This is a genomic window from Streptomyces sp. WMMC500, assembly GCF_027497195.1.
Taxonomy (GTDB): Bacteria; Actinomycetota; Actinomycetes; order Streptomycetales; family Streptomycetaceae; genus Streptomyces.
The window spans coordinates 3,969,596-3,994,094 of sequence record NZ_CP114905.1 but is presented as its reverse complement, the minus strand read 5'-3'; the positions used below and the strand labels follow the sequence as shown (position 1 = coordinate 3,994,094).

The 24,499-nt window shown below is 71.8% G+C and carries 26 protein-coding genes, 1 tRNA gene and 1 pseudogene; 13 read left to right on the top strand and 15 right to left on the bottom strand.

The window, feature by feature from the left end; all coding sequences use genetic code 11:
- Positions 1-19: 19 nt before the first annotated feature.
- Positions 20-2,755 carry a glycoside hydrolase family 97 catalytic domain-containing protein gene (locus O7599_RS16995; RefSeq protein WP_281623001.1) on the bottom strand — a complete coding sequence of 912 codons (2,736 nt, stop codon included), beginning with the start codon at positions 2,753-2,755 and terminating at the stop codon, positions 20-22.
- 104 nt (positions 2,756-2,859) lie between these two features.
- Positions 2,860-4,500, bottom strand: a complete 1,641-nt coding sequence (locus tag O7599_RS16990; protein ID WP_281623000.1) for a metallophosphoesterase — start codon at positions 4,498-4,500, stop codon at positions 2,860-2,862.
- 60 nt (positions 4,501-4,560) lie between these two features.
- On the opposite strand from O7599_RS16990, the gene O7599_RS16985 reads away from it, so the two are divergent.
- Entirely contained in the window at positions 4,561-4,911 is a 351-nt protein-coding gene (locus tag O7599_RS16985; RefSeq protein ID WP_281622999.1) for a metallopeptidase family protein, read from the top strand.
- Between the two features lie 73 nt (positions 4,912-4,984).
- Here the strand turns inward: O7599_RS16985 and O7599_RS16980 are convergent, their stop codons facing one another.
- Positions 4,985-5,551, bottom strand: coding sequence for a hypothetical protein (locus O7599_RS16980; protein ID WP_281622998.1), 567 nt, complete (start codon positions 5,549-5,551; stop codon positions 4,985-4,987).
- Between the two features lie 334 nt (positions 5,552-5,885).
- Between O7599_RS16980 and O7599_RS16975 the strand changes: the two genes are divergently transcribed.
- Together O7599_RS16975 and O7599_RS16970 are read left to right on the top strand one after the other, a co-directional pair.
- Positions 5,886-7,967 carry a DEAD/DEAH box helicase gene (locus O7599_RS16975; RefSeq protein WP_281622997.1) on the top strand — a complete coding sequence of 694 codons (2,082 nt, stop codon included), beginning with the start codon at positions 5,886-5,888 and terminating at the stop codon, positions 7,965-7,967.
- Between the two features lie 206 nt (positions 7,968-8,173).
- Positions 8,174-8,246, top strand: a tRNA-Lys gene (locus O7599_RS16970).
- 213 nt (positions 8,247-8,459) lie between these two features.
- On the opposite strand, the gene O7599_RS16965 is transcribed toward O7599_RS16970, so the two are convergent.
- Together O7599_RS16965 and O7599_RS16960 are read right to left on the bottom strand one after the other, a co-directional pair.
- The gene (locus O7599_RS16965; protein ID WP_281622996.1) at positions 8,460-9,065 is read right to left on the bottom strand and encodes a 3'-5' exonuclease; all 606 of its coding nucleotides are present in this window, start codon (positions 9,063-9,065) and stop codon (positions 8,460-8,462) included.
- Positions 9,062-10,210, bottom strand: a complete 1,149-nt coding sequence (locus tag O7599_RS16960) for a radical SAM protein (RefSeq protein WP_281622995.1) — start codon at positions 10,208-10,210, stop codon at positions 9,062-9,064. Before O7599_RS16960 ends, O7599_RS16965 begins: the two co-directional genes overlap by 4 nt.
- 693 nt (positions 10,211-10,903) lie before the next feature.
- Between O7599_RS16960 and O7599_RS16955 the strand changes: the two genes are divergently transcribed.
- The 3 genes from O7599_RS16955 (at position 10,904) to O7599_RS16945 (ending at position 13,497) form a co-directional block, all read left to right on the top strand.
- Positions 10,904-12,106 carry a helix-turn-helix transcriptional regulator gene (locus O7599_RS16955; protein ID WP_281622994.1) on the top strand — a complete coding sequence of 401 codons (1,203 nt, stop codon included), beginning with the start codon at positions 10,904-10,906 and terminating at the stop codon, positions 12,104-12,106.
- Positions 12,103-12,639 carry a flavoprotein gene (locus O7599_RS16950; protein WP_281622993.1) on the top strand — a complete coding sequence of 179 codons (537 nt, stop codon included), beginning with the start codon at positions 12,103-12,105 and terminating at the stop codon, positions 12,637-12,639. The genes O7599_RS16955 and O7599_RS16950 overlap by 4 nt, the downstream gene beginning before the upstream one ends.
- A 303-nt stretch (positions 12,640-12,942) precedes the next feature.
- A complete protein-coding gene (locus O7599_RS16945; RefSeq protein ID WP_281622992.1) occupies positions 12,943-13,497 on the top strand; it encodes a hypothetical protein in 555 nt (184 codons plus the stop codon).
- 1,297 nt (positions 13,498-14,794) lie between these two features.
- On the opposite strand, the gene O7599_RS16940 is transcribed toward O7599_RS16945, so the two are convergent.
- Entirely contained in the window at positions 14,795-15,232 is a 438-nt protein-coding gene (locus tag O7599_RS16940) for a hypothetical protein (protein ID WP_281622991.1), read from the bottom strand.
- A gap of 723 nt (positions 15,233-15,955) precedes the next feature.
- Here O7599_RS16940 and O7599_RS16935 point away from each other — a divergent pair.
- Positions 15,956-16,717, top strand: a complete 762-nt coding sequence (locus O7599_RS16935; protein WP_281622990.1) for a helix-turn-helix transcriptional regulator — start codon at positions 15,956-15,958, stop codon at positions 16,715-16,717.
- Here O7599_RS16935 and O7599_RS16930 read toward each other — a convergent pair.
- The 4 genes from O7599_RS16930 to O7599_RS16915 form a co-directional block, all read right to left on the bottom strand.
- Entirely contained in the window at positions 16,683-17,216 is a 534-nt protein-coding gene (locus O7599_RS16930) for a hypothetical protein (RefSeq protein ID WP_281622989.1), read from the bottom strand. The genes O7599_RS16935 and O7599_RS16930 overlap by 35 nt on opposite strands.
- A 68-nt stretch (positions 17,217-17,284) precedes the next feature.
- Complete coding sequence (locus tag O7599_RS16925; protein WP_281622988.1) at positions 17,285-17,407, bottom strand: hypothetical protein; 123 nt, start codon at positions 17,405-17,407, stop codon at positions 17,285-17,287.
- A 136-nt stretch (positions 17,408-17,543) separates the two neighbouring features.
- The gene (locus O7599_RS16920) at positions 17,544-17,756 is read right to left on the bottom strand and encodes a hypothetical protein (protein WP_281622987.1); all 213 of its coding nucleotides are present in this window, start codon (positions 17,754-17,756) and stop codon (positions 17,544-17,546) included.
- A complete protein-coding gene (locus O7599_RS16915) occupies positions 17,753-17,941 on the bottom strand; it encodes a hypothetical protein (RefSeq protein ID WP_281622986.1) in 189 nt (62 codons plus the stop codon). The genes O7599_RS16920 and O7599_RS16915 overlap by 4 nt, the downstream gene beginning before the upstream one ends.
- A gap of 169 nt (positions 17,942-18,110) precedes the next feature.
- Between O7599_RS16915 and O7599_RS16910 the strand changes: the two genes are divergently transcribed.
- Genes O7599_RS16910 through O7599_RS16900 form a run of 3 tightly spaced genes read left to right on the top strand, consistent with a single transcriptional unit; the run spans position 18,111 to position 19,712 of the window.
- Complete coding sequence (locus tag O7599_RS16910) at positions 18,111-18,362, top strand: hypothetical protein (protein ID WP_281622985.1); 252 nt, start codon at positions 18,111-18,113, stop codon at positions 18,360-18,362.
- Positions 18,337-18,852, top strand: a complete 516-nt coding sequence (locus O7599_RS16905) for a DUF6879 family protein (RefSeq protein ID WP_281622984.1) — start codon at positions 18,337-18,339, stop codon at positions 18,850-18,852. The genes O7599_RS16910 and O7599_RS16905 overlap by 26 nt, the downstream gene beginning before the upstream one ends.
- Before the next feature lie 5 nt (positions 18,853-18,857).
- On the top strand, positions 18,858-19,712 hold the full coding sequence (locus O7599_RS16900; RefSeq protein WP_281622983.1) for a helix-turn-helix transcriptional regulator: 855 nt from the start codon (positions 18,858-18,860) through the stop codon (positions 19,710-19,712).
- A 209-nt stretch (positions 19,713-19,921) separates the two neighbouring features.
- On the opposite strand, the gene O7599_RS16895 is transcribed toward O7599_RS16900, so the two are convergent.
- Positions 19,922-20,113, bottom strand: coding sequence for a hypothetical protein (locus tag O7599_RS16895; RefSeq protein WP_281622982.1), 192 nt, complete (start codon positions 20,111-20,113; stop codon positions 19,922-19,924).
- Here O7599_RS16895 and O7599_RS16890 point away from each other — a divergent pair.
- A pseudogene (locus O7599_RS16890) lies at positions 20,103-20,288 on the top strand (transposase); the annotation flags it as partial. The gene O7599_RS16895 and the pseudogene O7599_RS16890 sit on opposite strands and share 11 nt — an antisense overlap.
- 11 nt (positions 20,289-20,299) lie before the next feature.
- Complete coding sequence (locus O7599_RS16885) at positions 20,300-20,707, top strand: GNAT family N-acetyltransferase (protein WP_281622981.1); 408 nt, start codon at positions 20,300-20,302, stop codon at positions 20,705-20,707.
- 101 nt (positions 20,708-20,808) lie between these two features.
- On the opposite strand, the gene O7599_RS16880 is transcribed toward O7599_RS16885, so the two are convergent.
- The 3 genes from O7599_RS16880 to O7599_RS16870 all read right to left on the bottom strand — a co-directional run bounded on the left by O7599_RS16880 (position 20,809) and on the right by O7599_RS16870 (position 21,674).
- Positions 20,809-21,090 carry a hypothetical protein gene (locus tag O7599_RS16880; RefSeq protein WP_281622980.1) on the bottom strand — a complete coding sequence of 94 codons (282 nt, stop codon included), beginning with the start codon at positions 21,088-21,090 and terminating at the stop codon, positions 20,809-20,811.
- Positions 21,087-21,212: a hypothetical protein gene (locus tag O7599_RS16875; protein ID WP_281622979.1), complete on the bottom strand. Its 126-nt coding sequence runs from the start codon at positions 21,210-21,212 to the stop codon at positions 21,087-21,089. The genes O7599_RS16880 and O7599_RS16875 overlap by 4 nt, the downstream gene beginning before the upstream one ends.
- Positions 21,213-21,374: 162 nt before the next feature.
- The gene (locus O7599_RS16870) at positions 21,375-21,674 is read right to left on the bottom strand and encodes a hypothetical protein (protein WP_281622978.1); all 300 of its coding nucleotides are present in this window, start codon (positions 21,672-21,674) and stop codon (positions 21,375-21,377) included.
- 374 nt (positions 21,675-22,048) lie between these two features.
- Between O7599_RS16870 and O7599_RS16865 the strand changes: the two genes are divergently transcribed.
- Positions 22,049-23,443: a PHB depolymerase family esterase gene (locus tag O7599_RS16865; RefSeq protein WP_281622977.1), complete on the top strand. Its 1,395-nt coding sequence runs from the start codon at positions 22,049-22,051 to the stop codon at positions 23,441-23,443.
- 18 nt (positions 23,444-23,461) lie between these two features.
- Here the strand turns inward: O7599_RS16865 and O7599_RS16860 are convergent, their stop codons facing one another.
- Entirely contained in the window at positions 23,462-24,391 is a 930-nt protein-coding gene (locus O7599_RS16860) for a LysR family transcriptional regulator (RefSeq protein WP_281622976.1), read from the bottom strand.
- Between the last annotated feature and the right edge of the window lie 108 nt (positions 24,392-24,499).

Below are 24,499 nucleotides of genomic sequence, written 5' to 3'. Positions count from 1 at the left end.
CGCGTCGCGTGCGCGTGCGTCAGGCGCAGGACACCACGGGCTCCGCCCAGTCCGCGTGGTCGTAGCTGATGCCGTCGCCGCCGTCCGCCACCTCCAGGGTGAGGAGGTCGACGCCGGTCACGTCCGCCGTCACCGGCTGCGCGGCGTCCGTGCCGCGCAGGTTGGCGGTGGCCGCCAGCTCCGTGTCGTCGCCGAGGACCCGGAAGCTCACCGAGCCGCGGTCGCCGACCTCGTCGTCCACACCCACCTGGGCGGTGAAGGAGGTGCAGGCGCCGCCGAGGTAGACCGTCACGCGGGACGGCGCGTGGGCGCCGAGGCCCTTGGCGTACGTCGTGCCGCCGATGGTCAGCGGCTCGCCGTCGCCGGGCTGCTGGTCGCCGACGCTGGTGTCGGTCTCGACCGGGCCCCAGCCGTTCGCCGCAGACAGGAACGGCAGGTCGCCGACGTGCGCCTCGCCCTGCGGCACCGGCGGGGCGATCAGCACCCGGACGGCCTGCTCGACGTGCACGGGCGGCTCGCCGCGCGCCGCGCCGGGCCTGCGGAACTCCGCGGCGACGGGCACGTCGGCGTAGCCGGGCCGCACGTTCTCGGGCACCCGCACCGTCCACGTGCCCGCCAGCGACCGGCCGGGCCGCAGCACGGACCGCTCGACGTCGTCGCCCGCGGCGGTCCAGCCGGCCCACGGCCGGGCGCCCAGCGTGACGTCCCTGAGGGTCACGTCGTCCGTGGCCGCGAAGCGGCCGGAGACCTCGATCTCGTCACCGGCCGCCGCGGTGGCCGTCTCCGGGGTGATCGTCACCGCGGTCGCCGGCGCTCGAGACACCGGCTCGTCGCACGTCGTACGCCCGCGCTCGGCGGGGCAGACGAGCGCCACGAACCCGCCGTCCGCCGCCACCGGCACGGTCAGCTCCGCGTCGCCGTCGACCCTGCGGGTCTCGCGCGCCAGCCCGTCCGCGCCGTCCGTGACCAGCTCGACGAGCAGCCGGTCGTCGTCGTCCGCGCCCAGCCGGCCGAGGTCCACCTCGGTCTCGCCGGCCGCGCCCGCGTGGATGCCGCCGACGAACCACCGCTCGCCCGCGCGCCGCGCCAGCACCGCGTCGTCGCCGGGCCGCCCGCCGAGGTAGCGGGTCTCGTCCCAGACGGTGGGGAGCTGGTCGAGCACCCGCTCGGCCTCGGGGAGTTGCGCGTAGCTCTCCGGGCTGTCCGCGGGGTGCTGGAGCCCGGACTCGTGGACCACGGGCAGGGCCAGCTCGTGGGCGTCGGTGTGGGTCCTGTTGGTCATGGAGAACGTCGCCGGGGTGACGTCCGCGGAGCCGACGACGTTGCGGGTGAAGGGCAGCATCGTGTTGTACGTGGGCGTGAGCGGCTGGTTGAACGTGTAGTACTCGTGCCCGCGCACCGCCTCGTACGTCATCAGGTGCGGCCAGGTGCGCTGGATGCCCTTGGGGATCGTCGCGCCGTGGAAGTTGACGAGCAGCTCGTGCTCGGCGGTGGCGGCGAGGACGTCCTCGTACCAGGCGTGCCGGCCGACGCCCTCCGGGTCGCCGTCGCCCTGGTTCATGAAGTCGACCTTGACGCCCTTGACGCCCCAGTCGTTGAGCTCGCCGAAGACGGTGTCCATCTCCTCGGGGGTGTCGACCTCCCACCAGCGGTACCACAGCAGGATGTCGACGCCCTTGGCGCGCGCGTACCGCACCAGCTCCGGCACCCAGTCGCGGCTCCAGCCCTCGTCGACGAGCGTGTACTCCCAGCCGTGCGCGGCGGCGTAGTCGACGAAGTCCTTCTGCCGCTCGAAGTCCGCCGGGCTGCTGTGCTCGACGAGCCAGGACCAGGAGACCGTGCCGGGACGGATCCAGGAGGTGTCGGCGACCGCCGAGTCAGGGGCGAGGTCGCTGACGAGCGTCGACTCGGTGACGGTCGCGAGGTCGCCGACGATCGCGGTACGCCACGGGGTCGCCAGGTCGCCCTCCGAGACCACCTCGGCCTCGGCGAGTTCGAGGTTGTACGCGCCGCCGCCGGCGGGATGGTCGAGCCGGCTGCCGGGATACCCGGAGTCCATCCCGGACTCCGTCAGCAGCACGTAGCTGTCGTCGACCTCGAAGAGGGCCGGGTAGCCGTACTCGTCGGCGGCGGCACCGCCGGCCGTGGTCTCGCCGCGCACGTTCTCGTACCAGGCGGTGTGCGGCAGCAGCCAGGCGGGCGCGTCGGCGGGGAGGGTGTAGCCGGTGGCCTCGCCGGTGACGACGGTGCCCGCGGAGTCCGGCAGCTCGTAGCGGAACGCGACGCCGTCGTCGGCGACGCGGACGACGAGGTCCATGCGGACGCCCCCGTCGCCGCGCAGCGCGAAGCGGGACTCCGTCATGGCGGAGCGCACGCGGCGCTGCTTGCCGGTGGTCATCTCGTACCGCTCGTGGACGCGGCGGTCGTCCCGGCCGAGGACGTCGAGCCCGCGGGTCAGGTCGGCGCCCTCGGTGCGGAGGCCGAGCGGGGAGTCGGGCAGCACGGTGTCCGCGCCGCGGCGGACGGTGAGCGTGAGCGCCCCGGTGGCCTCGTCGCGTACGACGTCGGCCGCGAGGGCATCGTGTTGGTTTTGTGGGGCGGCCACGGTCCAGACATCGGAGGTTGTGGCCGTACGGGGCGGAGGCTCAGCGACGGTCGTCGCCGCGGCGGGCGACAGCCAGGCGGTGGCCAGGACGGTGAACGCGGTCAGCAGGGTGCCGGCCGGCCGTCGTCCGAGCGGGCCGAAGAGAGGCACGGGTACTCCTTACACATCGGATGAGCAGGAGGAACCGGGAGAACTGGCGTGTTGCACTCTGTTTGTTCGAGTCTGGTTGAGTTAATTCTTGTGACGGAGTGCTGTCAAGAGTCCTCGCCGGGGGCGGCCGGCGGGTCCGTCCCTTCGGCGCCACCGGGCCGGTTCTCCTCGACCAGATGGCGGCTGACCTCCGCCGACGTCAGTCCCAGCCCGCCCAGCGTGATCTCGTCCCACGCCTGCAGCCGGCGCGTACTCCGGTCGAAATAGAGCACGGACGCCGACACCTTCTCCGGCACGTCCTCCTCCACCGCCCGCAGCCCGCCGCCGCCCGCCGAGCCCTCGACCATCAGCCGCGTGCCCTCCGGCAGGTCGTGCTGCTTGCGCTGGTGGCGGTGGCCGCCGAGCGCCAGCGGCACGAGGCCGTCGACCTGCTCCAGCGCCACCGGGTTGTGCGCGACCGCCAGATCCGCCGGCCGGCCCCGGTCCCGCAGCCCGGCGAGCGCCGCGGCCAGCCGCTCGCCCGCCGCGACCTCCGCCGGGTCGCCGGCCGCGGCGACGGAGCGGTCCGGGGTGAACTGCGGATCGCCGATGCCCGCGATCCGCACGCCCGCCACGACCACCGACTCGCCGTCGTCCAGGACCCGCGCGTTCTTCTGGCCGGCGACGGCGGCCTGGGTGGTGAGCGAGTCGTGGTTGCCGCGCACCCACACGTACGGGACGCCGAGGGTGGCGATCGGGTCGAGGTAGACGTTCTCGGCGGCCGAGCCGTGGTCCATCGTGTCGCCGGTGTCGATGACGGCGTCCAGCTCGTACTGGTCCACGAGGGAGCGGATGATGCCCCAGGCGGCGGGGTTGAGGTGCATGTCGGAGACGTGCAGGAAGCGGACGGTGGAGGGGTCGGGCCGGTACGCGGGGAGGGTGGAGGCGGCGTCGTACAGCTTGCTGACGTTGGTGACCAGGCGGGCCAGCTCCTGCTGGTAGACGTCGAACTCGGTGACGATGCTGCGCGCGTCGCCGATGACGCTGGGCGCGCTGGTCAGCAGCCCGGAGTACTTCGGTTCCAGCACGGACTTCGGGTTCCACGTCGCGAAGGCGGCGGCGCCGGAGGCGGCGAGCAGCGCGAGCGCCAGCCCGCCGGCGGCCAGCGCGCGGCGCGGCGTGCGGTAGACGGCGAGCCCGAGCGCGGTGGCTCCGACGAGGGCGGCACCGCCGGTGCGTACGCCCAGGTCGATGGTGCTCCGGCGGATGTCGGCGGTCACCTCCTCCTCCAGACCCGAGAACTCCTCGGGGTGCGCGACGAGCGCGCGGGAGCGGTCGGGGTCCAGCCGCTCGACCTCGACGTCCAGGCGGAGGGGGGCGTCGTGGCTGTCCATGTCGATGGCGCCCAGCGGCGCGACGCGGATCCGGGTGTCGCCGGTCGCGGACGGCGTGAGCGCCATCCGGGTGTCCATGGGGCCGACGGACGTCTCGACCCCGCCGACGACGAGCAGCCCGAGCCCGGCCCCGACGACGGTGACGGCGGCGAAGCCGAGGGCACGGGCGTAGGGGTGGGGGCGGTGGACGAGGGACGACTCGACGCGGGTCCGGCGGCCCCCGGGGTCCCGTCGCCGCCCCGCCGCCCGCCGGGCCCGGCCGGACAGCCGGCGGACGGCGGCGGGGAAACGGCGGACACGGGCGGGGGCGCGGCGCAGCCGCTCGAACAGGGCGCGGACGGGGGAGACCGCAAAAGGCACTTCGCGGGCCATTCGCATCGTATGCCCGGTGTGACCCCCCGGTATTCAGCGGTCTGACGCAGAATGGGCCATGTGCTGGACATGCCGAACGAGGAGTTCGAGGAACTGGTCGCGCAGGCGCTCGACCGGATCCCGGCGGAGCTGACCCGGCTGATGGACAACGTCGCGGTCTTCGTCGAACCCGAGCCGCCGCCCGACGACCCCGGCCTGCTCGGCCTCTACGAGGGCACGCCCCTGACGGAGCGCGGCGAGTGGTACGCGGGGGTGCTGCCGGACCGGATCACGATCTACCGCGGGCCGACGCTGCGGATGTGCGAGTCGCGGGAGGACGTGGTGGCGGAGACGGAGATCACGGTGGTGCACGAGATCGCGCACCACTTCGGGATCGACGACGAGAGGCTGCACGCGCTGGGGTACGGCTGAGGGGGGCCCGGGGCCGGGGGCCGGCTGCCGGCGGAGGTCGACCTGAGCCGGGGTCAGCCGGGGTGAGCCGGGGTCAGGCGGAGGGGAGTTGGGGCGAGGAGCCGCCGGCGCCGCCTGTGCCGCCTTCGCTGCCCCCGTTGCCTCCGCCGCCCGCATCGTCGGTGGGGGTCGGCGTCGGGGTCGGCGTGGGTGTCGGCGTCGGGGCGGGGACCGTCGGGTCCGGAGCGGGGACCGTCGGCCGGGGGCGGGGACGCGGGGTGGTGGGCCGCGGGAGATCCGGGGAGTCGCCGGCGCCGCCCGCGTCGGCGGGCTCGCCGGTGCCGGGGGACGGCGGCGCCGGGTCCGCCGCGCCGCCGCCCGGCCGGCCCGTAGCCGAGGGGTCCTTTCCGGCGCCGTCCCGCCCGCCGGCTGCGCCCCCGGCGCCGCCCGCCCTGCCGGGGCCGGTGCCGCCGGCCGCGGCGGACGGTACGTCGTTGACCCGTACGCCGCCGTCGGGCTCGGTGCCGCTGCGGCCCGAGCCGGGGTCGGGGGCGCCGCCGGGCCGGCCGGTGCCGGAGACGGTCATGCACCCGCCGAGCGCCAGCACCGCCATCGTGGCGGCTGAGATCCGCAGGGCGGCACGGGCTGTCGGCTCAGGCATGGGGAGCCCCTTTCAGGACGTGTCGTAGGCTCAACTCCCCGGCGCCCGCGGAGGACACGGGGCGCGTCGCGGGGCGCACCGACCGGCGCGTACCCGAAGCGCGCGCCCGCGGGCACCGCTCCCGGAGCCCTGCCCGCGGAACTGATTTGCCAGCCGGGCCCTCGGGTGCGTACTCTGGTAGATCGTTTGATCCCATTTGCCCGGCGCCCCACCGAAGCGCGCCGTGTGTGGCGCGTTCCCTTCCCTGCCGTGGCAGACCGCAAGAGGCGGTCCGTGTAATTCCGCCGCGGAGTCGTGGCGCGTGCCGACGACTGTGGAAGGCTTTAGCTCGTTCATGTCTGAAACCCCTGTGCTCGACCCTGCCCTCGAAGCGGCGGAGACCCCGGAGACCGGCGAGACGGCCGAGACCCCGGAGACCGGTGCCACCGCCCCCGAACCGACGTTCGGCGACCTCGGCCTGCCCCGCGGGGTCGTGGCCAAGCTCGCGGACTACGGCGTCACCACTCCGTTCCCGATCCAGGCCGCCACCATCCCCGACGCCCTCGCCGGCCGCGACGTCCTCGGCCGCGGCCGTACCGGCTCCGGCAAGACCCTCTCCTTCGGCCTGCCGCTGCTCGCGACCCTCGCGGGCGGCCATACCGACCCCAAGCGCCCCCGCGGCCTCATCCTCACCCCGACGCGCGAGCTGGCCATGCAGGTCGCCGACGCGCTCCAGCCCTACGGCGACCTGCTGCGGCTGTCGATGAAGGTCGTCTGCGGCGGTACGTCCATGGGCCGCCAGATCGGCGCGCTGGAGCGCGGCGTCGACATCCTCGTCGCCACCCCCGGCCGGCTGCGCGACGTCATCGACCGCGGCGCCTGCTCGCTGGACCGGGTGCAGATCACCGTGCTGGACGAGGCCGACCAGATGGCCGACCTGGGCTTCCTGCCCGAGGTCACCGAGCTCCTCGACCAGGTGCCGCCGGGCGGGCAGCGGATGCTGTTCTCCGCGACGCTGGACAAGGGTGTCGGCACGCTGGTCGACCGCTACCTCGTCGACCCGGTCAGCCACGAGGTGGACCCGTCGGCGGGCGCGGTGACGACGATGAGCCACCACGTGCTCGTCGTGAAGCCGCGCGACAAGGCCCCGGTCACCGCCGCCATCGCGGCGCGCAGGGGCCGCACGATCGTCTTCGTTCGCACCCAGCTCGGCGCCGACCGCGTCGCCGACCAGCTCCGCGAGACCGGCGTGCGCGCCGCCGCGCTGCACGGCGGCATGACGCAGGGCGCGCGGACGCACACGCTGGCGGACTTCAAGGACGGCCGGGTGCACGCGCTGGTGGCGACGGACGTCGCCGCGCGGGGCATCCACGTCGACGGCATCGACCTGGTGCTGAACGTCGACCCGGCCGGCGACCACAAGGACTACCTGCACCGCGCGGGCCGCACGGCCCGCGCCGGCGAGTCCGGCACCGTCGTCTCCCTCGCCCTGCCGCACCAGCGCCGCACGGTCTTCCGCCTGCTGGAGGACGCGGCGGTGGACGCCTCGCGGCACATCATCAGCGGGCGCGGCGCGTTCGACCCGGACGTGGCGCGGATCACGGGTGCGCGGTCGATCGACGAGGTGCAGGCGGACTCGGCGGCCCAGGCGGCGACGGCCGCGGAGCGGGACGTGACGCAGTTGGAGGCCCAGTTGGAGCGGGCCCGCAGGCACGCGGTGGAGCTGCGCGCGGAGGCGACGCGGCTGGCGACGCGCGCGGGGGTGACCCCGCAGTCGCCGGAGCCGTCGGAGCCGCCGTCGGCGGAGTCCGCGGAGCGGGCAGACGGGCCGGCGGAGTCCGGACGGGAGGAGGGGACGTACGAGTCCCGTACGGACCGTGAGGACCGCACCGACCGCCCGTACAACCGCACGGGGACGCGGCACGACCGGCGGGAGCAGCGCTTCCGCGCCTTCGACAGGTCGGGGGAGTCGAACCGCCGGGACTACCGGGACAACCGGGAGACCCGCGACTACCGGAACAACCGCGAGAGCCGCGACTACCGCGACAACCGGGAGACCCGCGACCACCGGTCCGACCGCCGCGACGCCCGCAGGGACGACCGCCGGGACGACCGCTCGTACGGCACCCGGGAGCCCCGCTCGTACGACCGGCGCGACACCCGCGGCGACGACCGCGGCACCCGCCCGTACGACCGCGGCACCCGCTCCTACCCCCGCCGCGACGACCGCGGCGCGGCCCGCCCCTACGACCGCGACAACCGCCGCCCCTACGAGCGCCGCGACACCGACCGCTCCCGCTTCGGCGGCGACCGCCCGGCCGGCCGCGAGCGCCGCGACGGCCGCCCGTCGTACGGCCACGACCGCCGCACCTCGGACGACCGCCGCACGGACAAGCCCCGCTGGAAGCGCCAGGACCGCAACAACCGCAAGGGCTGACCGAACACCCCCGTGGGCCCCCTCTCCCAGAGGGGGCCCACACGCGTCCGCCCGCGCTCCCACCGGCCGGCCCACCCTCTGACCCCCACAACCAACGACCTCCGCACCCACCCCGGAGCCCCTCCCACCCCCGCCGGGGCGGCGCCCCGCCCGCCAGGCGATATCCGCTCGGGGGCACGCCGGGGTCCGGGCTATGCTGGCCGGGCGGGCCGCTAGCTCAATTGGCAGAGCACCGGACTTTTAATCCGTTGGTTGTGGGTTCGAGTCCCACGCGGCCTACAACGTGAGCCCAGGTCAGAGCGTCTCTGTCCTGGGCTCTACTGCTTATTTGACTGGCTGGCTATCAGTTGCTGGCCCGCTGCTGGCCCGAGGGGCAGGCGATCTAGCCTCTCGCCCGGAGTCACCAACCGCGCGCACGGAACGGCCCCGGAAGCGGACACACGCTCCCGGGGCCGCCGTGGCGCAGGGTCGGCGGTCAGGGTCCGGGCGGGATCACCACAGGGTCTCCTCCGGCTGCTGCTTGGGCTCGCCGGGCATCCCCGGTGGGACCGCGGCGGCTTGCATCGCGGCGAAGGTGGGGTATCGCTCGGCGAGGTGGAGGAGCAGCCGGGCGGTGGCGTGGGCGTCGTAGCCGGCGCGGTGCCGGGTGCCGGGGGCGTCGGACAGGTCGATGCCGGTCCGTTCGAGGAGCGCGTCGAGGCCGTAGCCGGATTGGCCGGGGTTGGTGTGCCTGGCCAGCCGGAGGGTGTCGAGGACGCCGGCGGGCTGCCAGTCCGGGAGGTGGCGGCCGAGGACGCGATACTCCACGGACGCGCTGTGCGCGGCGATCCACGCGCCGTCCAGGATGCGCCCGACTTCGTCGGCGATCTCGGGCCAGGCGGGGGCGTCGGCGGTCATCTGGTTGGTGATGCCGTGGATGCGGCTGATGCGCGTCGGGATCGGCACCGGCGGGCGGATGAGCCACTGGCGGGCCTCGTCCGGTCGGGGCCGGCCGTCGGTAATGGGGATGGCCGCGACCTCGACCAGGTCCGGGGGGTTGGCGCCGTTGCCCTCGACGTCGACCACGTACAGCGGGTGGGGCCAGTCGGTGAACGTCACGGTGCACCTTCCTCCCCGCGCCATCCGATGTCCGCGCGGCCGTGCCTACGGTAGCTGTGCGGGTGTTCGCGGGCGTGGAACTGGTAGCCGTAGCCATGCTGGAGGAAGTACCGCGGCTGCTCACTCAGGCCCTGCACCAGCACGGCCCGATCGGTGACCTCCGCCGGCCCGGTCGCACCGAGAGCGCGGGCGTCTGCCTCGGCGGTGGCCGGGTCGGGCGCGCGGTGGGCGGCGGCACAGAGGCTGAGCTGCTTCTTCGGGCAGATGTCGCACAGTTCGCGGATGCCGTAGTGCCCGTTGTAGTCGGGCAGGCCGTGGGCGTAGGCGACGGCGCAGGACGTCTTGCGGAACAGCGGGCCGAACGGCGCCGTGGTGTCGCCCGGCCGGCGGAACGCGGCCAGGATGCGGCTCTCCAGTTGCTCGGGCAGGATCTTCCGCCGCGCCGTGGTGCTGTAGGGCTCGGGCAGGTTGTTGTCGCGGTAGTAGGCGGCGATCTCGTCGCGGAAGAACAGGCCCGTGAACACCGCGGCGTGGGCGTGCTCGGCGAGCTGGCGGGCGGTGGCGATGTCGTCGTCGCTGTCGTTGAGGCCCGGGACGACGGGGCGCCAGTACAGCACGGTGCGGTACGTCTCGGCGTGCTCGTAGAGAGTGCGCAGGCTCCGCACGGCTACGGCCGAGTCGACGGGTTCGATGCCCTCGTGCTGGATGCCGGAGTGGGTGACCAGGACCGTGACGCGCAGGTTGCGGAAGCTGTTGAGTACCTGGCAGTCCTCGGGCTCCACGCGCCATCGGGTGATGACGAGCACGTGGTTGGTCAGCCTCTGCTCGTCGAGCAGCCGGAGCGTGTTGAGCGTGTGCTGCTTGACCCGCGGCAGCATGGGGTCGGTGGCCTTGTTGAACACCTGCACGGGCGTGATGTGCGGCCGGAAGTAGCGGTGCCGCACCAGGCGCTCGACCGCTTCCTCGTCGCTGATCAGCGCCCGCGGCGTCTTCATCTCGAAATTGGCGTACCGCTCCAGGTGGCGGATGCAGTACCCGCAGTCCAAGGGGCAGCCGATCACGTGATTCAAGGACAGCCCGGACTTGCGGTACTCGATGACGTCAGCGAGGTCCGCCTTCAGCCCGGCGGCCTCCTTGGACGTCAAGAGCGGCAGTGCTGTACGCCGGCTGCCAGTTGGCAGGGAACTGCTCATGCTGTGGCCTCCAAGGGTCCGTCGGCGGCTCGCGGAGGTGCCCGGCCGCGCCGGGGGGCGTCGCGGCCGGAGCGTCTTGGCCCGCCCCTGGCCGGGTATCCAGACGGCGGCCAGGGCGCGGGAGTTCAGTGGTGGGGGTGTCTACCGATGCGGACGGAGCAGTCGGTGGCGGCGGAGTGGTCACCGTGGTTGCGTGCGTCCCGGCGCTCGTTGTCGAGCCGACTGCACGTCTCGCAGCCGCGGACGGGCTGCGCCTCCTGGCCCTCGCGGACGGGCAGGAACACAGGCGGCGAGGGGGAGGTCCGCCGGCCTGGTGCGTTCCCCGCTTCGGAGTCCACGGTCATCGCCCTCTACGGCAGCGGGGGCACGCGCATGGCGGATAGACGCCATTGAGCAGAGGAGGCTCGACGTCGCGGGAGTAAAAGCGCTTCTCGGTCCCGAAGGTGCGCCCGCTGTCGCGGGACACGCGCAGGGTCATCAGCGGGCGCTCAGGCGGCGCGGGCCGGGCGGGAGCGGCCGTCAGCGGCGTGGCCTTACCCTCGGGCATCGTCTCACCCTTTCCGTCAAGTTCGGGTGCTCAGAAGGTAGGACGCGGTATACCGAAGGGGGACACACAGAGTGTGTGCCTCGTGACAAGGGGCCGACATGGACACTGCGGGTATCGGCCGCCGGATCGCGTACTGGCGTGACCGCCGCGGCTTCACCCAGGAAGACTTCGCTCGGCTCATGGGCCAGTCGAGGCGGTGGGTGCAGTCCCTTGAAGGCGGGCAGAGACAGGCCGATCCGCGGTTGAGCGTCCTCGCGCGTGCAGCCGAGGTACTGCACGTCCCCGTGGAGCAACTGTTGTCCGATCAGCCGCCTGCGACCGAGGCAGGCGCCGCACCACCGGCTGAGGTACTGGCCGTCGTCGACGCCTTGTACCCGGTGTCCGGCACTCTGCCGGACGGTGACCCGCCCGCGCTCGAAGTACTGCACCGGCGGCTGGAGTACTGCTGCGCCGCGTTCCAGGCGTGCCACTACCGGGCGCTTTCCCGGGATCTGCCGCCGCTGCTGGCCGGAGCGCAGAAGGCAGCGCACGCGGCACCGCGTGATCGTGTGTGTGAGGCCCATGGCCTGTTGTCGCGTGCGCTGCAGCTCGCAACGTCGTTCCTGCACAAGTACGGGGCCGGGGCGGCGGTGCAGGCCGCAGTCGTCGCCGACCGGGCCCTGGCTGCCGCAGAGCGTTCTGGCGATTCGGTGCAGATTGGTGCCGCGTCGCGCCGCGTGGCCAAGAGCCTGATGTACCAGCAACGCCCGCAGGCCGCCGTCGACTACGCCCTCGAGACCGCCCGCCGGCTGGAGCCCGACCTTTCCGCTCGTGGGCCGCTGGGGTTGTCGACCCTGGGGATGCTGTACCTGAACGCTGCGCTGGCAGCCGCTGGCCGCGAGTCGGCGGGCGCTCTGATCGACCACGCCGAGGATGTGGCGGCGCGGCAGGGTGCGGACCTGGACGAGGATTACACGATGTTCGGGCCGACGAACGTCGAGCTGCACCGCGTCGACATGCTCGTCAGGTTCGAGGATGGCTGGTCCGCACTGGACACGGCGGCGGGTGTGGAGCAGGCGGCGCTCGCGGGCATGTCCCGAGAAAGACGTGCCAGGCATCACATCGCCCGTGCACACGCTTCGCTTTTGACACGACGGAAAGAGGATGCAGCGAAGGAGTTGCTGGAGGCAGACAAGCTGGCGCCTGAGGAAGTGGAAAGCCGCCCGGAGCCGGTGAGTCTGGTGAAAGACGTGCTGGGGGCGACGCCCCAGCCGGGGGCGCAGTTGCGTGCGCTGGCGCGGCGTTGTGGACTCCAGGCATGACCCGCGTCCTGTACCTGATCGCATGTGCTGCCGGCCCGACTGAACGTGTGGACGACGGAGTGCGCGCCGCCCAGTCACAGGGGTGGGACACCTGCCTGATCCTGACCCCGTCGGCGGCTCGTTGGTGGGAGCCCCGACTGGCCGAACTTGTGGAGCTGACGGGCCATCCCGTCCGGTCTCAGTACAAGCTGCCGGGCGAGAGGGATGCCCTTCCGAAGTGCGACGCGATGCTGGTGGCGCCCCTCTCGGCAACGTCGCTGTGCAAGTGGGGTGCGGGGATCGCGGACACGCTGGCCCTCGGCCTCGTGTCGGAGGGCGTGCACATGGGCATCCCGGTGCTGGCCATGCCCTACTTCAACCAGGCACAAGGTGCCCAGCCGGCGGTCGCGCGCTCGGTGGAAGCGCTGCGGTCGCAGGGCGTCGTGTACCTGGATGGCGCGGAGGGGTACGAGCCTCATCCGCCGCGGCACGGTGATGCAGCGGGCTTTCCCTGGGATCGAGCCTTGGGTGCGGCAGCAGCCGCGGCGGGATGAATCCGGCGTGACGCATGCACGCGAAAACGCCCCCTGTCCCGGCCGTGCTCGAGGTTGAGCTCGGGCAGTCGGCGGCTCGGGCCATGGGCCCGCTCTGCTCGGCCTCGTCGATCGCCAGGCCCACTGGGACCTCGTTGCGCCCCAGTCCGCGAGGTACTCGCAGGCGCGGACTCCGTCGGCGGGTGCCACGTGCTGGGATCCCGGTACGCAGCTCGGGCCTTGCGGTACCCGTAGCTGGTGAGTTCGCCACGAGGGGCCATATGTCCCCTTACCTGCCTTCGAGTGCCGGTTCAGACTGTCGCCATGGAGATGACGGAGGCATTCGCGGCGACGGTGGCAGCCGTAGCGCCCGTGATCGTCTTAGTGGGTGCTGTCGAACTGGCAGTCTACGAACGGCTCGCGCGTACAGCGATGGGCGAGGTGCGTGACTTCTTTGATCGTGTCGAGCGTGGTGATGTGCCGAGTGACGAGGAGGGGCATCGGGCCGCGGTGATCAACTGGGTTATCAGCGCTGGGCGTTCGATCTGGCCTATCAGCCTGGGCCTGCTCTGGCTCTCCATCATGGGCACCTTGTGCGTGATTGAGTTTCTGGCCTTGCTGGCGCTGGCTGACCCTGGTCGGGGAGATCCGGAGGCGACGGCGAAGCTGTGTTTGACCGGCCTGACGGTCGGGATCGTGTGGGTTGCGCTTGTTCCTGCGGTGCGGTTGTTCGTGGGGCCGCTGACGCCCTTTGCCGCTGTCTGGTTGCGGAAGCGTTTGGCCGAGCACCTGGCGAGGACAGGGGCTCTCCCGGGCGGGGAGTCAGCGCCGCAGGAGGTGAGTCCTGGCCGTGCAGGGTCGCGTAGTGCCGGGACTTAGTCTTGGCCGCCCGCTGGGTCCCGTGTCTGCCGGGGACCTCTTGTGCCCCGTCGGTGTGTCGCGGGCTGGACCTTCTGCAGGCTGAGGCGGAAGGGGCCGGCTGCGGCGGCGGGGTGTCGACGAGGGCGGGCTGAGGTGCCATGTGACCACGGTGCGCTACCTGCCCTGCTCCCGCCTCTGTGCCTCCCACTCCACAGGCGGTTCAGGAGCCTCTTCTCCGCGTCGGAGGGGCGCTCGGAGCGCCCGTACGTGATGCGCGGCTTCCCGTCATCATCAGTCCAGTGAATCTCGGGGACAGGCGGCCTCTTGAAGCCCATCTGGGAGAGGTTCCAACCCCATTCCGCGGATTCACGCATGACTTCCTCGATGGCCTCCCTGCGCAGCATCTTGGCGTTGGGGGACTCAGCGGATGCGACCTGAACGTCCAGCGGGTGCACCGTGAACGTGCCCTCGTTGACGATCGCCTGGAGTTCGTCATCAGGCTGCGCCGCGACTCGGCTGCGCCGTGTCCAGCTCTGATTCCGTGGCAGTCGCGGTCCGCGTGCCAACAACTGCCCTTGCCGGTGATCCACACTCTCGTCATTGTCACTCCCGCATGCGGTGGGGGGTGACGGTAGCGCGGTATGGGCGCGTTGGGCATGGGCCGGATGGCCAGTGCAGGGGGGTGAGTTCGGCCGCCGGGCTGTCGCTGGGAAGGCGCTCTGGGGCAGCTTTGCGGCTGCCGGCCCGTGGGGTCGAAACCCGATATCGGCGCAGGTCAGATGCGAGATGGGGTCGAAATCGGTTTCGAGAGAGGCGATACCGGCTCGCCTTCCCGAAACCGGCTCCGTGGGGGCGCTACGCGGCTTCGTCTCCGCCGTCTGCGCCGGGCAGGTCGGCGTACCGCACACCCTTGGCGCCGCCGCAGCCCTCCCGGATGGTGAGCTGCCTGGTGGGCACACCTTGTGCGGCTTGACGGCCGCGGACAGGAGCGCGGAGCGGGCGGCGGCGTCCTCCTCGGACGTTCAGGGCCCTCATCACCCCAGGTGGCGAGGGCCTTTCTGCTCGGCCACTGCTCGGCTGAACGTCTCGGAAGTAGCCGGACTACCCGGCACGCGGCAGGAGCGCTCTGACCAGTAGGAAACATCAGTATCGGCACACGGTGGAACTGCGCGGGATTCCCCGAACCTGATGGACTGGGGCTCTGGAGATTTCAATCCGTTGGTTGTGGGTTCGAGTCCCACGCGGCCTACCGCTCAGGGCCAGGTCAGAAGGTATCTGATCTGCCCCGGCCCCCGGCCGTGCCGGCGGGCGACGTTCATCGGACGAGTTGGAGGGCCTGCTGCATCAGGTCGCCGTCGTCGAGGGCGAAGGCGCCGGTGTGCAGGACGTCGTGGCCGTACATCTGCTCGGCCAGTGGGATGCAGCGGTCCGGGCGGAGGCTCCAAGCGGTGTTCTCGATGTCGATGCGGGGGCCGGAGCCGCCGATGCGGGCGGACCAGCCGGTGCAGATCACCCAGGCGGCGCAGGCGTTCTCGTGCCCGCGGCGGGAGCCGTACAGGCCCTGGGCGTGATGTGCCGCGGCGACGGCCAGCAGTTCGGGGTGCTCCAGTTCCGGCACCGGCAGTACGGCGACGATGGCGGTGGTGCCGAAGTCGCCGGTGGTGGTGTAGGCGAGGAGGCAGCGGCGGTCGGGCCAGTGGTGGGTGAGCGGGAAGACGGTGACGCGGCCGGTGCCGGTCTGCTCGCTGCCCATGCTGCTCCTGTCGCTCTGGGTCGGCCCCCGCGGCACCATAACCGCGGGAACTGACATATCGGGGTATATCGGCGGTAGCCGGGCGACGGGTCGCCGTCTCCGCCGTTGTCGCCCGGGTCGCCTCCCGGCCGGTCCGTTGCTCGGTCGACCGGCCGGGACCCGCCCCCTGGCGAGTCGAACAGGCGGCCAGGGGACGAAAGTTCAGTGGTCGGGGTGCCGGCGTATGAGGACGGAGCAGTCCGTGGCCGCCGAGTGGTCGCCGTGGTTGCGTGCGTCCCGGCGCTCGTTGTCGAGCCGACTGCAGGTCTCGCAGCCGCGGACGGGTTGCGCCTCTTCGCCCTCGTGGACGGGTAGGAACACGGGCGGTGACGGGTAGGTCCGCCGGTCTGGCGCGTTCCGCGCTTCGGAGTCCACGGTCATCGCCCCGCGCGGCAGCGCGGGCACTCGCACGGCGGATAGACGCCGTTGAGCGGAGGAGGCTCGCAGTCGCGCGAGTAGAAGCGCCGCTCGGGTCCGAAGGTGCGCCCGCTGTCGCGGGACACGCGCAGCGTCAGCCGGGGAGATTCGGGCTGCGGAGTCAGTTGGGTACTGATACGTTCTGCCACCCAGACAGAATGACGCCGAAACGTCGCCCTCCGCGGCGTCGGTGCAGGCGACATTCCGACGACACGGGCGGCGTCATTTAGGTGTCGTCCCCGCAAGATCATGGCTACGGTGATCGGTATGGCTACACCCAACAGCGCCCTGCAGGCCGCCCGGCTGTCGCTGCAGATGTCGCAGGACGACCTGGCCCGCGCCGTACGCGCGGCCGGCGACCGCATCGGTCGGCCCAACAGCGCGAACAAGCGCCTGATTCAGCGCTGGGAGGCGGGCACCGTCACCGCGCCCCACCCGGCCTACGCCCGCGCGCTGGAAGCCGTGACGGGCCTGCCAGTGGCCGCGCTCGGCTTCACCGTCCCCCAAGCCCGCGTCACCGACGACGGCCACGGCGGTCACGACCTCGAAGACTCACCCACCGGCATCCCAGCCGCAGGCGGGGCCACCGCACCGCGAACGGCCCCGGCGACGAGCTACGCCGGTGTCTGGCTGAGCCGATACGAGTTCTTCTCCTCCGGCCGCGGAGAGTCGTTCACCGGCGCGCACTTCGTCGTGCTCATCCAGCACGGCAACGTCCTCAACGGACGCAGCCTGCCGAACGCCTCCCTGAACCCCGAGTCACCGCTGACTCTGGACCTCACGATCGACGGGAGCGTCGTCACCGGCACCTGGACGGAGCAGACCGCCCCGGACGGCTACTACCGGGGCGCCCGCTATCACGGTGTGCTGCAGCTACTCGTCGAGCCCACCGGCCGCCGCATGGCCGGCAAGTGGGTCGGCTTCGGCAAGGAGATGGACGTCAACACCGGCCCGTGGGAACTGGTCTTTCAGGACGCCTCGACGAGTAGGTCCGTCATCGACAGCTACAGCCGGTCGCCGGAGGCGTAGGCGTCACCGAGTCCTGGCACGACGAAGCGCCCCCTGCCGCGGCCGTGCTGGCGGCGGACGTTCTGCGGACGAGTTGGAGGGCCTGCTGCGTGAGGTCGCCGTCTTCGAGCGCGAAGGTGCCGGTGTGCAGCATGTCGTGGCCGTACATCTGCTGGGCCAGGGCGATGCTGCGGTCGGGACGCAGGCTCCAGCGGGCGTGCGGGATGTCGAGGCGGGGGCCGGAGCCGCCGATGCGGGCGGACCAGCCGGTACAGATCACCCAGCCGGCGCAGGCGTTCTCGTGTCCGCCGCGGGAGCCGTACAGGCCCTGGGCGTGATGGGCCGCAGCGACTGCCAGCAGTTCGGGGTGCTCCAATTCGGGCACAGGCAGTACGCCGACGATCGCGGTGGTGCCGAAGTCGCCGGTGGTGGTGTAGGCGAGCAGGCAGCGGCGGTCGGGCCAGTGGTGGGTGAGCGGGAAGACGGTGACGCGGCCGGTGCCGGTCTGTGCCCTGCCCATCGTGCTCCTGTCGATCCGGGTCGGCCCCCGCGGCACCGTAGCCGCGGGAACTGACATTTCGGGGTATCTCAGCGGTGGCCAGGGGACGGGTTGCCGCCGCCTCCGTCGCCGTCCTCGATGTCGGTGTTGTCGTCCTCGTCGCCCGGGTCTCCACAGGCGGCGGGGTCGATCGTCAGCGGGTTCTTGGTCATCGGGTGCGCCTCCTCTCCAGCGCCCCGGAACGCCCGGGGCGGTGGTGCGGCGCCCCGCCCGCCGGAGCCGGCGTAACGGCGGGCGGGGCTTCTGGCCCGCCCCTAGCGGTCGGACAGGCGGCCAGGGGACGGGAGTTCAGTGGGTGGGGTGCCGGCGGATACGGACGGAGCAGTCGCTCGCGGTGGAGTGGTCGCCGCGGTTGCGCGCGTCCCGGCGCTCCTGGTCGAGCCAGCTGCATCCCGCGCAGTCGAGAACGGGCCGCGCCTCCTGGCCCTCGCGGACGGGCAGGAACACGGGCGGCGACGGGTAGGTCCGCGGGACGGCCACGTCTCCGGCATCGGCGCTCACGGTCGCTGCCCTCCGCGGTGGCGAGGGCACTCGCAGGGCGGGTAGGTGCCGTTGAGCAGAGAGGGCTCGCAGTCGCGAGCGTAGAACCGCTTCTCGGGCTCGTAGGTGCGCCCGCTGTCGCGGGACACGCGCAGGGTCAGCAACGGACGTTCAGGCGCCGACGACGCCTCTGCTTGGGCGGCCATGCCCAGGAAGGTAGGGATGCAGGGCGGCGGATTGGAGACGGGTTACACAGAATTACGCGTGCCTTGAAGTGTGCTGGTGTGCCACCACAGTGCGCCCTTGACGGCGTCACCTCACCGGCTGATGGTGGTGATATTCCCCGTAACCAGCTCGCGGGACAGGAGGGTTGCCATGACCATTCGATTCGTTGGGATCGACCCGGAGACGGACGAAGACGGATGCCCCACAGTGTGGGTCGACCCGGAGGCGGGAGACTTACTCGTCCAGAGCTACACCGCCGACGACGAGACGACTGCCGACTGCGACAGCACATCACCGGCGCGATCGCCGAAGCCGCCGGAGGAGACCATCATCAGGATCCCGCAGAGGATGATCCCCGCACTCAGGAGGGCGTGCGATGAACTCGATTCCGGAGTTCGGTGAACTCCTCGCCAGCGCCAAGCAGTCCGCTGTCCACCTGGAGATGCGCGATCGGTACTTCTCCAACCCCCGCTTCGAGGGGTGGCAGCGTGGTCACCGCGTCGACTGGGAGGACCGCGCCTCCTGGTGGCGGCCGTTCCACGACGACGTCGCAGCCGCCGTCTCCCGCGGCGTGTCGATGCGCCGGGCCCGGGTCGTCAGCGAGCCGGTGACCGACTACATCCGCTGGGAGCACTACGTCACCACCGCCAACGTCAAGGCCGGCGAGTCGGTGCGGTGGCTACCGCGGCGCCACACCGCGGACCTGCTGCTCCCCGGCTGCGACTTCTGGATCTTCGACGACCGGCTCATCCGCATCCACCACTTCTCCGGTGACGGACAGTGGGTCGACAAGGAACTACAGGACGATGCACCCCTCGTAGAGCGCTGCGCCGCGGCGTTCGAGAAGGTCTGGGCGCGCGCGATCCCGCACGACGAGTACGAGATCCAGTAGCCCCGATGCCCCTTTCCCCGTCGTCCAGTGCTCATGAGGCGCGCGCGGCTCTCGCGGCCCGGCTGCGGGAGCTGCGCCTGGACGCGGGGATCACCAGCAAGGAACTCGCCGCGCGCTGCGGCTGGTCGGTCGCGAAGCCGTCGCGAATCGAGAACGCTCACACTGCCCCGTCTGACGCCGACATACGCGCCTGGTGCACCGCGTGCGACGTCGAGGGGCAGGCGCTGGACCTCATCGCCGCCAACCGGCAGGCGGACCAGATGTACGTCCAGTGGCGCCGGCTCCAGCGCACCGGACTGCGCCGACTGCAGGAAGCCGCCGCACCGCTGTACGAACGCACGCGAGCTTTCCGCACCTACGCCTCGAACGTCGTACCCGGCTACCTGCAAACACCGGCCTACGCCGCCGCGCTGATGGGCACCATCGCCCGCTTCCGCGGCACCCCGGACGATGTGAGCGAGGCCGTAGCCGCGCGCATGCGACGCTCACGGGTCATCCGCGAAGGCGACCACCGATTCGCGGTACTCGTCGAGGAGCACGTGCTGAACCACCACCTCGGTGACGCAGGCGTGATGTCCGGCCAGTTGGGCAACCTGCTCGCCTGTATGACGCTGCCCGCGGTCTCCCTCGGCATCGTGCCCACGGCTGCGTCGCGGGAGGGGATCGTGTGGCCGCTGGAGGCGTTCACGATCTTCGATGACTCGCAGGTCAACGTCGAACTGCTCGCCGCGCGCGTGCGAGTCACCGCACCCAGCGAGATCGAGTTGTACGAGCAGGCATTCGCGAAGTTCACACAGCTCGCGGTGTACGGGGCGGAGGCGCGGGCCCTGGTCCTGCGCGCGATCGAGGCGCTGGGCTGATAGGCAAGCACGATGGCGCCCGCCCTCATCGAGGGTCAGCCAGCCGACCAACCTCAGATGATTACACAAAGTGATGCCACACGGCGAATCGTCACTGTCGGCTTATGTGAGACAGCGCTAAGAATGCCCTACAGACACGACCCCGATCGGCGAAAGAGCCCCTGGGCTCGGCGCGAGCCTAGCTGATCGGGGGTTCGTGCTTTTCGCGATCAGTAGTACTCGATCGTGCCTGTGCCCCATAGATCAAATTCTCTCTGCACTTTCTGTTCGATCTTCTTGTACCAGGTGTCGTCGCCTCTCTCCCACTTGCGGAAGACTGCCCAGAGGCAGTAGTCAACGGCCTGCAGGGCGAAGTCGCTCTCATCGCGCCAGAACGCGAGGGTCCTCTTCGAAACCACCAACCGGCTGGGCTGGCACCGGTGGGTCGTGGAGCGGACCATGTCCTGGCTGGGCGGGTGCCGCCGACTCCACCGCCGCTACGAGCGCAAGGCCGAGCATTTCCTCGCGTTCGTCGGCATCGCCAGCGCTCTCATCTGCTACCGGAGGACCACGGCCAGCGTGAACCGCCGTGGCTAATCTCTTCGGCCATGTACCGCATCGAGCAGGAACTCCCGAGTCCGGAGGAATACCAGGCGCTTCGGTCAGCTGTCGGGTGGACCTCGCCGTCGACGACGGCATGCCGCCAGGCCCTGGACAGCTCGGCATTCGGAGTCGTAGCCCGCCAGCAGGACCGGGCCGTCGGCATGGCACGGCTGGTAGGCGACGTCACCATGTACCTGTTCCTCGTCGACATCGCCGTCACCCCAGAGCACCAAGGCGCTGGTCTCGGCCGGCGGATGGTCAACGCCCTCCTGGACTGGACCGAGGACCACGACACCCGCACCACCATGCTCATCGCCAGCGCCGATGTCGCCCCCTTCTACAACGCCTTCGGCTTCTCACTGGACCCCAGTCACGCCATGAAGCGCACGTCACGAAGACGGCGCGCCAATTGAGACGACCTCTTAATAAGCGGCTCGCCGATTGCATCAGGCACGACGAAAGCGCCCCGCCGCCCGGCCCGAAGACCAGACGGCGGGGCGCTCCCCCGTTTCCTTCACCCGGTGATGATGCTGGCGACGACGCCGGCGGCGGTGCCGACCGCGACGGCGGCACCGGTGGCCATCCACCGCCACCGCTTGACGTCCTCGACGTCGGCGCGCAGGGCCTTGATGTCCTCGTCTGTGTTGCGCGCCAGGTCCCGCACGTCCTGCTCGGTGCGGTTGCTGCGCTCCACCAGCACGGCGAGGCTGCCCTTGATGTCGACCATGTCGGTGCGGATCTCACCGCGGAGCGTCGCCAGCTCCACCGCCATTGCGGCCTGTTCCGCTGTCGTCACGGCCCCGTCCGGCGCGCGAGCGCGGCCGGCTCGCCGTCCGCCTTGGACGGGTACTCCGGCGGCCGGGCCCAGCCCAGCAGCGCGCCGGCGACCAGGCGCAGCGGCTCCCACTGCAGCCGCACCGCCAGGGTCTCCAGGGCGCGGGGTGCCGCCGGCGCGGTGGAGTCGGCCGCGATGGACGAGCTGGCGGACGCCGCCGAGGCTGATGTCGAGGAGGGTGGCGGCCTGGTGGGCGGTGAACCGGCCGGGGCGCAGGTCCTGGTTCTCGATGAGCCTATGCTGCGCTACTCCTCTGGTTCGGGGTCCCAGTCCGGCAGCTCACCGGCGATCCTGCGCAGGTGCTCGTGTGCCCAGGCTGTCATGTCCTCATCGTCTTCGGTTCCGTGTGCTTGCGCCAGTTGGAGGATCACGAGCATGTTCAGGTTGAGCAGCCCGGTGATGATCCGGTCGCGGCCGTGGTCGTCTGCGCCGTGGACCACCCTGGCGATGTGCCTGACGGCCTTCTCCCGGTCGTCCTTCAGCCAGAGGCTCAGGAACTCGGTCGCGATGCGTATCGACTCTTTCGCTTCGTCGGGGTTGGTCATCCTGCGGAGCGTAGGGCCCGGTCTGGCGGGATGGCCTGTGCTGGGGGTGAGTTCGGCCGCCGGGTTGTCGCAGGGAAGGCGCCGTGGGGCCCGTTGGCGGCTACCTCCGCGTGGGCCCGAAAACGAAGACACCGGTGGGCAGTGAGGGGGCGTCGGGGTTCCGGGCGAGCAGGATCATGCCGTAGGCGCGGAACTTCTTCGCGTCCTTGGTACACAGTGGTGTCAGGTCTCCATGTCGGTTGCCCGAGTGGCTATCCATGCGCGGGGCGCATCAGCGGATCCGAAGCTGGTATGGCACCGCTGGTGGACCGGGTCCGGCGCCGCATCCACACTCGTGGGCCATACGCCGCGCGCGACGACGAGACGAGACCGCCATGACACCCCTCAGCAGACGCTCCGCACTCTCCCTGGCCGCGGGAGCGGTCGCGACTCCCGCCATCGGCGCGGACGTCGCCGCCGCGGCGAGGTCGTCGTCCCGGGGGGCGGCGTCCGGGCGGAATCCGGTTCTGGGGTGCGATCTCCTCGCCCGGGTCACGCCCCGTGCAGGATGGCGCGTGACAGCCGTCGCCCTCCGGTACGCGAAGCCCGTCGACGTGCGCGGCGGCATCATCCCGCCCGCCGCCTTCACCGTTGCTGCGACCGTGGCGGGCGAGACGGCGGCCCGAACGGTGACCCGCGTCTACCCCAACGCGGTGGCCGGGACCGACGACCGCGCACGCCCCGGGCGGCCCGGCCACCACCTGATCATTGAGCTCGACCCCGGCGACCCGAACGCGCCGGCCGTCCCGCCCGGACTCCACACAGACCCCTATCCGCTCGACGGCGCCTACGCCGTGCGCCAGGTGGCCGACGTGACGGACCGCCGCGACGGAGTCGTGCTCCCCGCGAGTCCCCTCGCCGTCCACAACGACGGCGTCCTCACCCCCGTGGTCGACGGCTTCACCGCGGGATCGTTCACCGACACCCGTGGTTTCGGGGTGCGCTTCCGGCTCCACCTGCCCGAGGGATTCGTACGCGACCCGGGTGCCGCCACCCGGTACCCGCTGGTGGTCACCCTCCACGGCGGCGGCGAGGTGGCCGACAACAACGTGACCCAGCTCACCGGGAACCGGATCGCGGTCACCTTCGCCAAGCCCGAACGGCAGCGCAGGCACCCGGCGTTCGTCCTCGCTCCCCAGGTGCCGCTGCCGCGCCCCATGGACGGCGAAGACGGTACGGACTGGACCGACGACGGGGTCCGGGCAGCGACCGTCGATCTCCTCGACGCCTTCGTGGCCTCCCATCCCGTCGACGCCGACCGGATCTACCTCGTGGGCCTGTCGTCGGGCGGCCGCGGCATCTTCGACCTGCTCCCCCGGTACCCCGCGAGGTTCGCCGCCGCCTTGCCGACCGCAGGCTGGGGCGACCCGTCCGTCATGGACCGGATCACGCACGTCCCCCTCTGGGCCGACCACTCCGTCGACGACCCCGTCGTGCCGTACCGCGAGGGACGGTTCGGCAACCCCGGCACATGGACGCTGATCAACGCCGTGGAGCGCGCCGGTGCCGGGGTCACCCGGGGCGAGTGGCCCAACGACCTGCCGAAGGCGGAGTTCCAGGCGCGCTCCCGCGCGTTGCTGCGCCGGGCCCGGGCGAACGGCAGCCACACGCTGTTCACCAGCTACCCGGCAGGGACCACTCCGGGGAACGCGCACCTGTGCTGGGCCCAGACATACGAGAACGACGTGGTCATCGACTGGCTCTTCGACCAGCGCCGGCGGCCCCGCTAGGGCCCGGCGCCCCTCCCGTCACCCCGGCGCCCAGCGGGCGCCGGTGGGCAGGACCAGCCCTCGGGTACCGGCCTGGCCGAGGGCCGCCATCAGATCCCGGGCGGTGCGCGACAGCGGCCGCCCGGGGTCGTGGACCAGGTGGATGTCCCGCTCCACCTCGGGGTGGCGGAGCACACGGTTGCGCAGCGCGGCGAAGCTCATCAGGGGCAGCGTGAGGCCGGGAGCGACCGACACTCCCATGCCGGCGGCGACCAGCCCGGCCACGCCGCCGATGGTGCGGGCCTCGGTCACCGGCCCGAGCTCGATGCGGCCCTCGCGCAGGGTGCGGTCGACGTACGCGCGGATGCTGCTCTGGCGGTCGAAGGCGACGAACGCCTCTCCGGCGAGGTCCTGCCAGCCCAGCCGCCGCTGCGCACCGAAGGGGTGACCGGGCGGGAAGACGCAGACGAACCGGTCCTGGGCGATGCGGTGGCCACGCAGCGGGCGCGGCACGGTGGGAGCGACCGTGACGGCCAGGTCCACCGCGCCGGTGGCGACGTGGTCCAGCACCTCGTCCGACAGGCCGTCGCGCACCGTCACCGACACGTGGGGGCGTTCCTGCCGGAAGGTCCACAGGACGGGCGGGAGCATGCTGGCGGCGAGCGAGGGCAGCGTCGCGATGGAGACCGCGCCGCGGGTGCCGTCCAGGTATCCCTGGAAGTGGTTCATGCCCGCGTCGAACTCCGCCAGGAGTCTGCGGGCGATGGCCAACAGCTCCTCACCGTCGGGCGTGGGCGCCACCTTCCGAGTGGTCCGCTCGAACAGCGCCACGCCCACGCGGTGTTCCACCTCCAGCACCGTCCGGCTGAGCGAGGACTGCGCGATGTGCAGAGCACGCGCCGCCGCGCTGTACCCGCCGGCGTCGGCGACCGCCACGATGACCCGGAGCTGGCGAAGAGAGAGATCCATGCTCATAGCACATGAATCTATGCGGAACTCATGACGCCCGGACAGTGGTGTGCGCGATGACGCCGCCCCACACTCGGGGCCGACCGGCATCATCGCCACGAGAGGGGC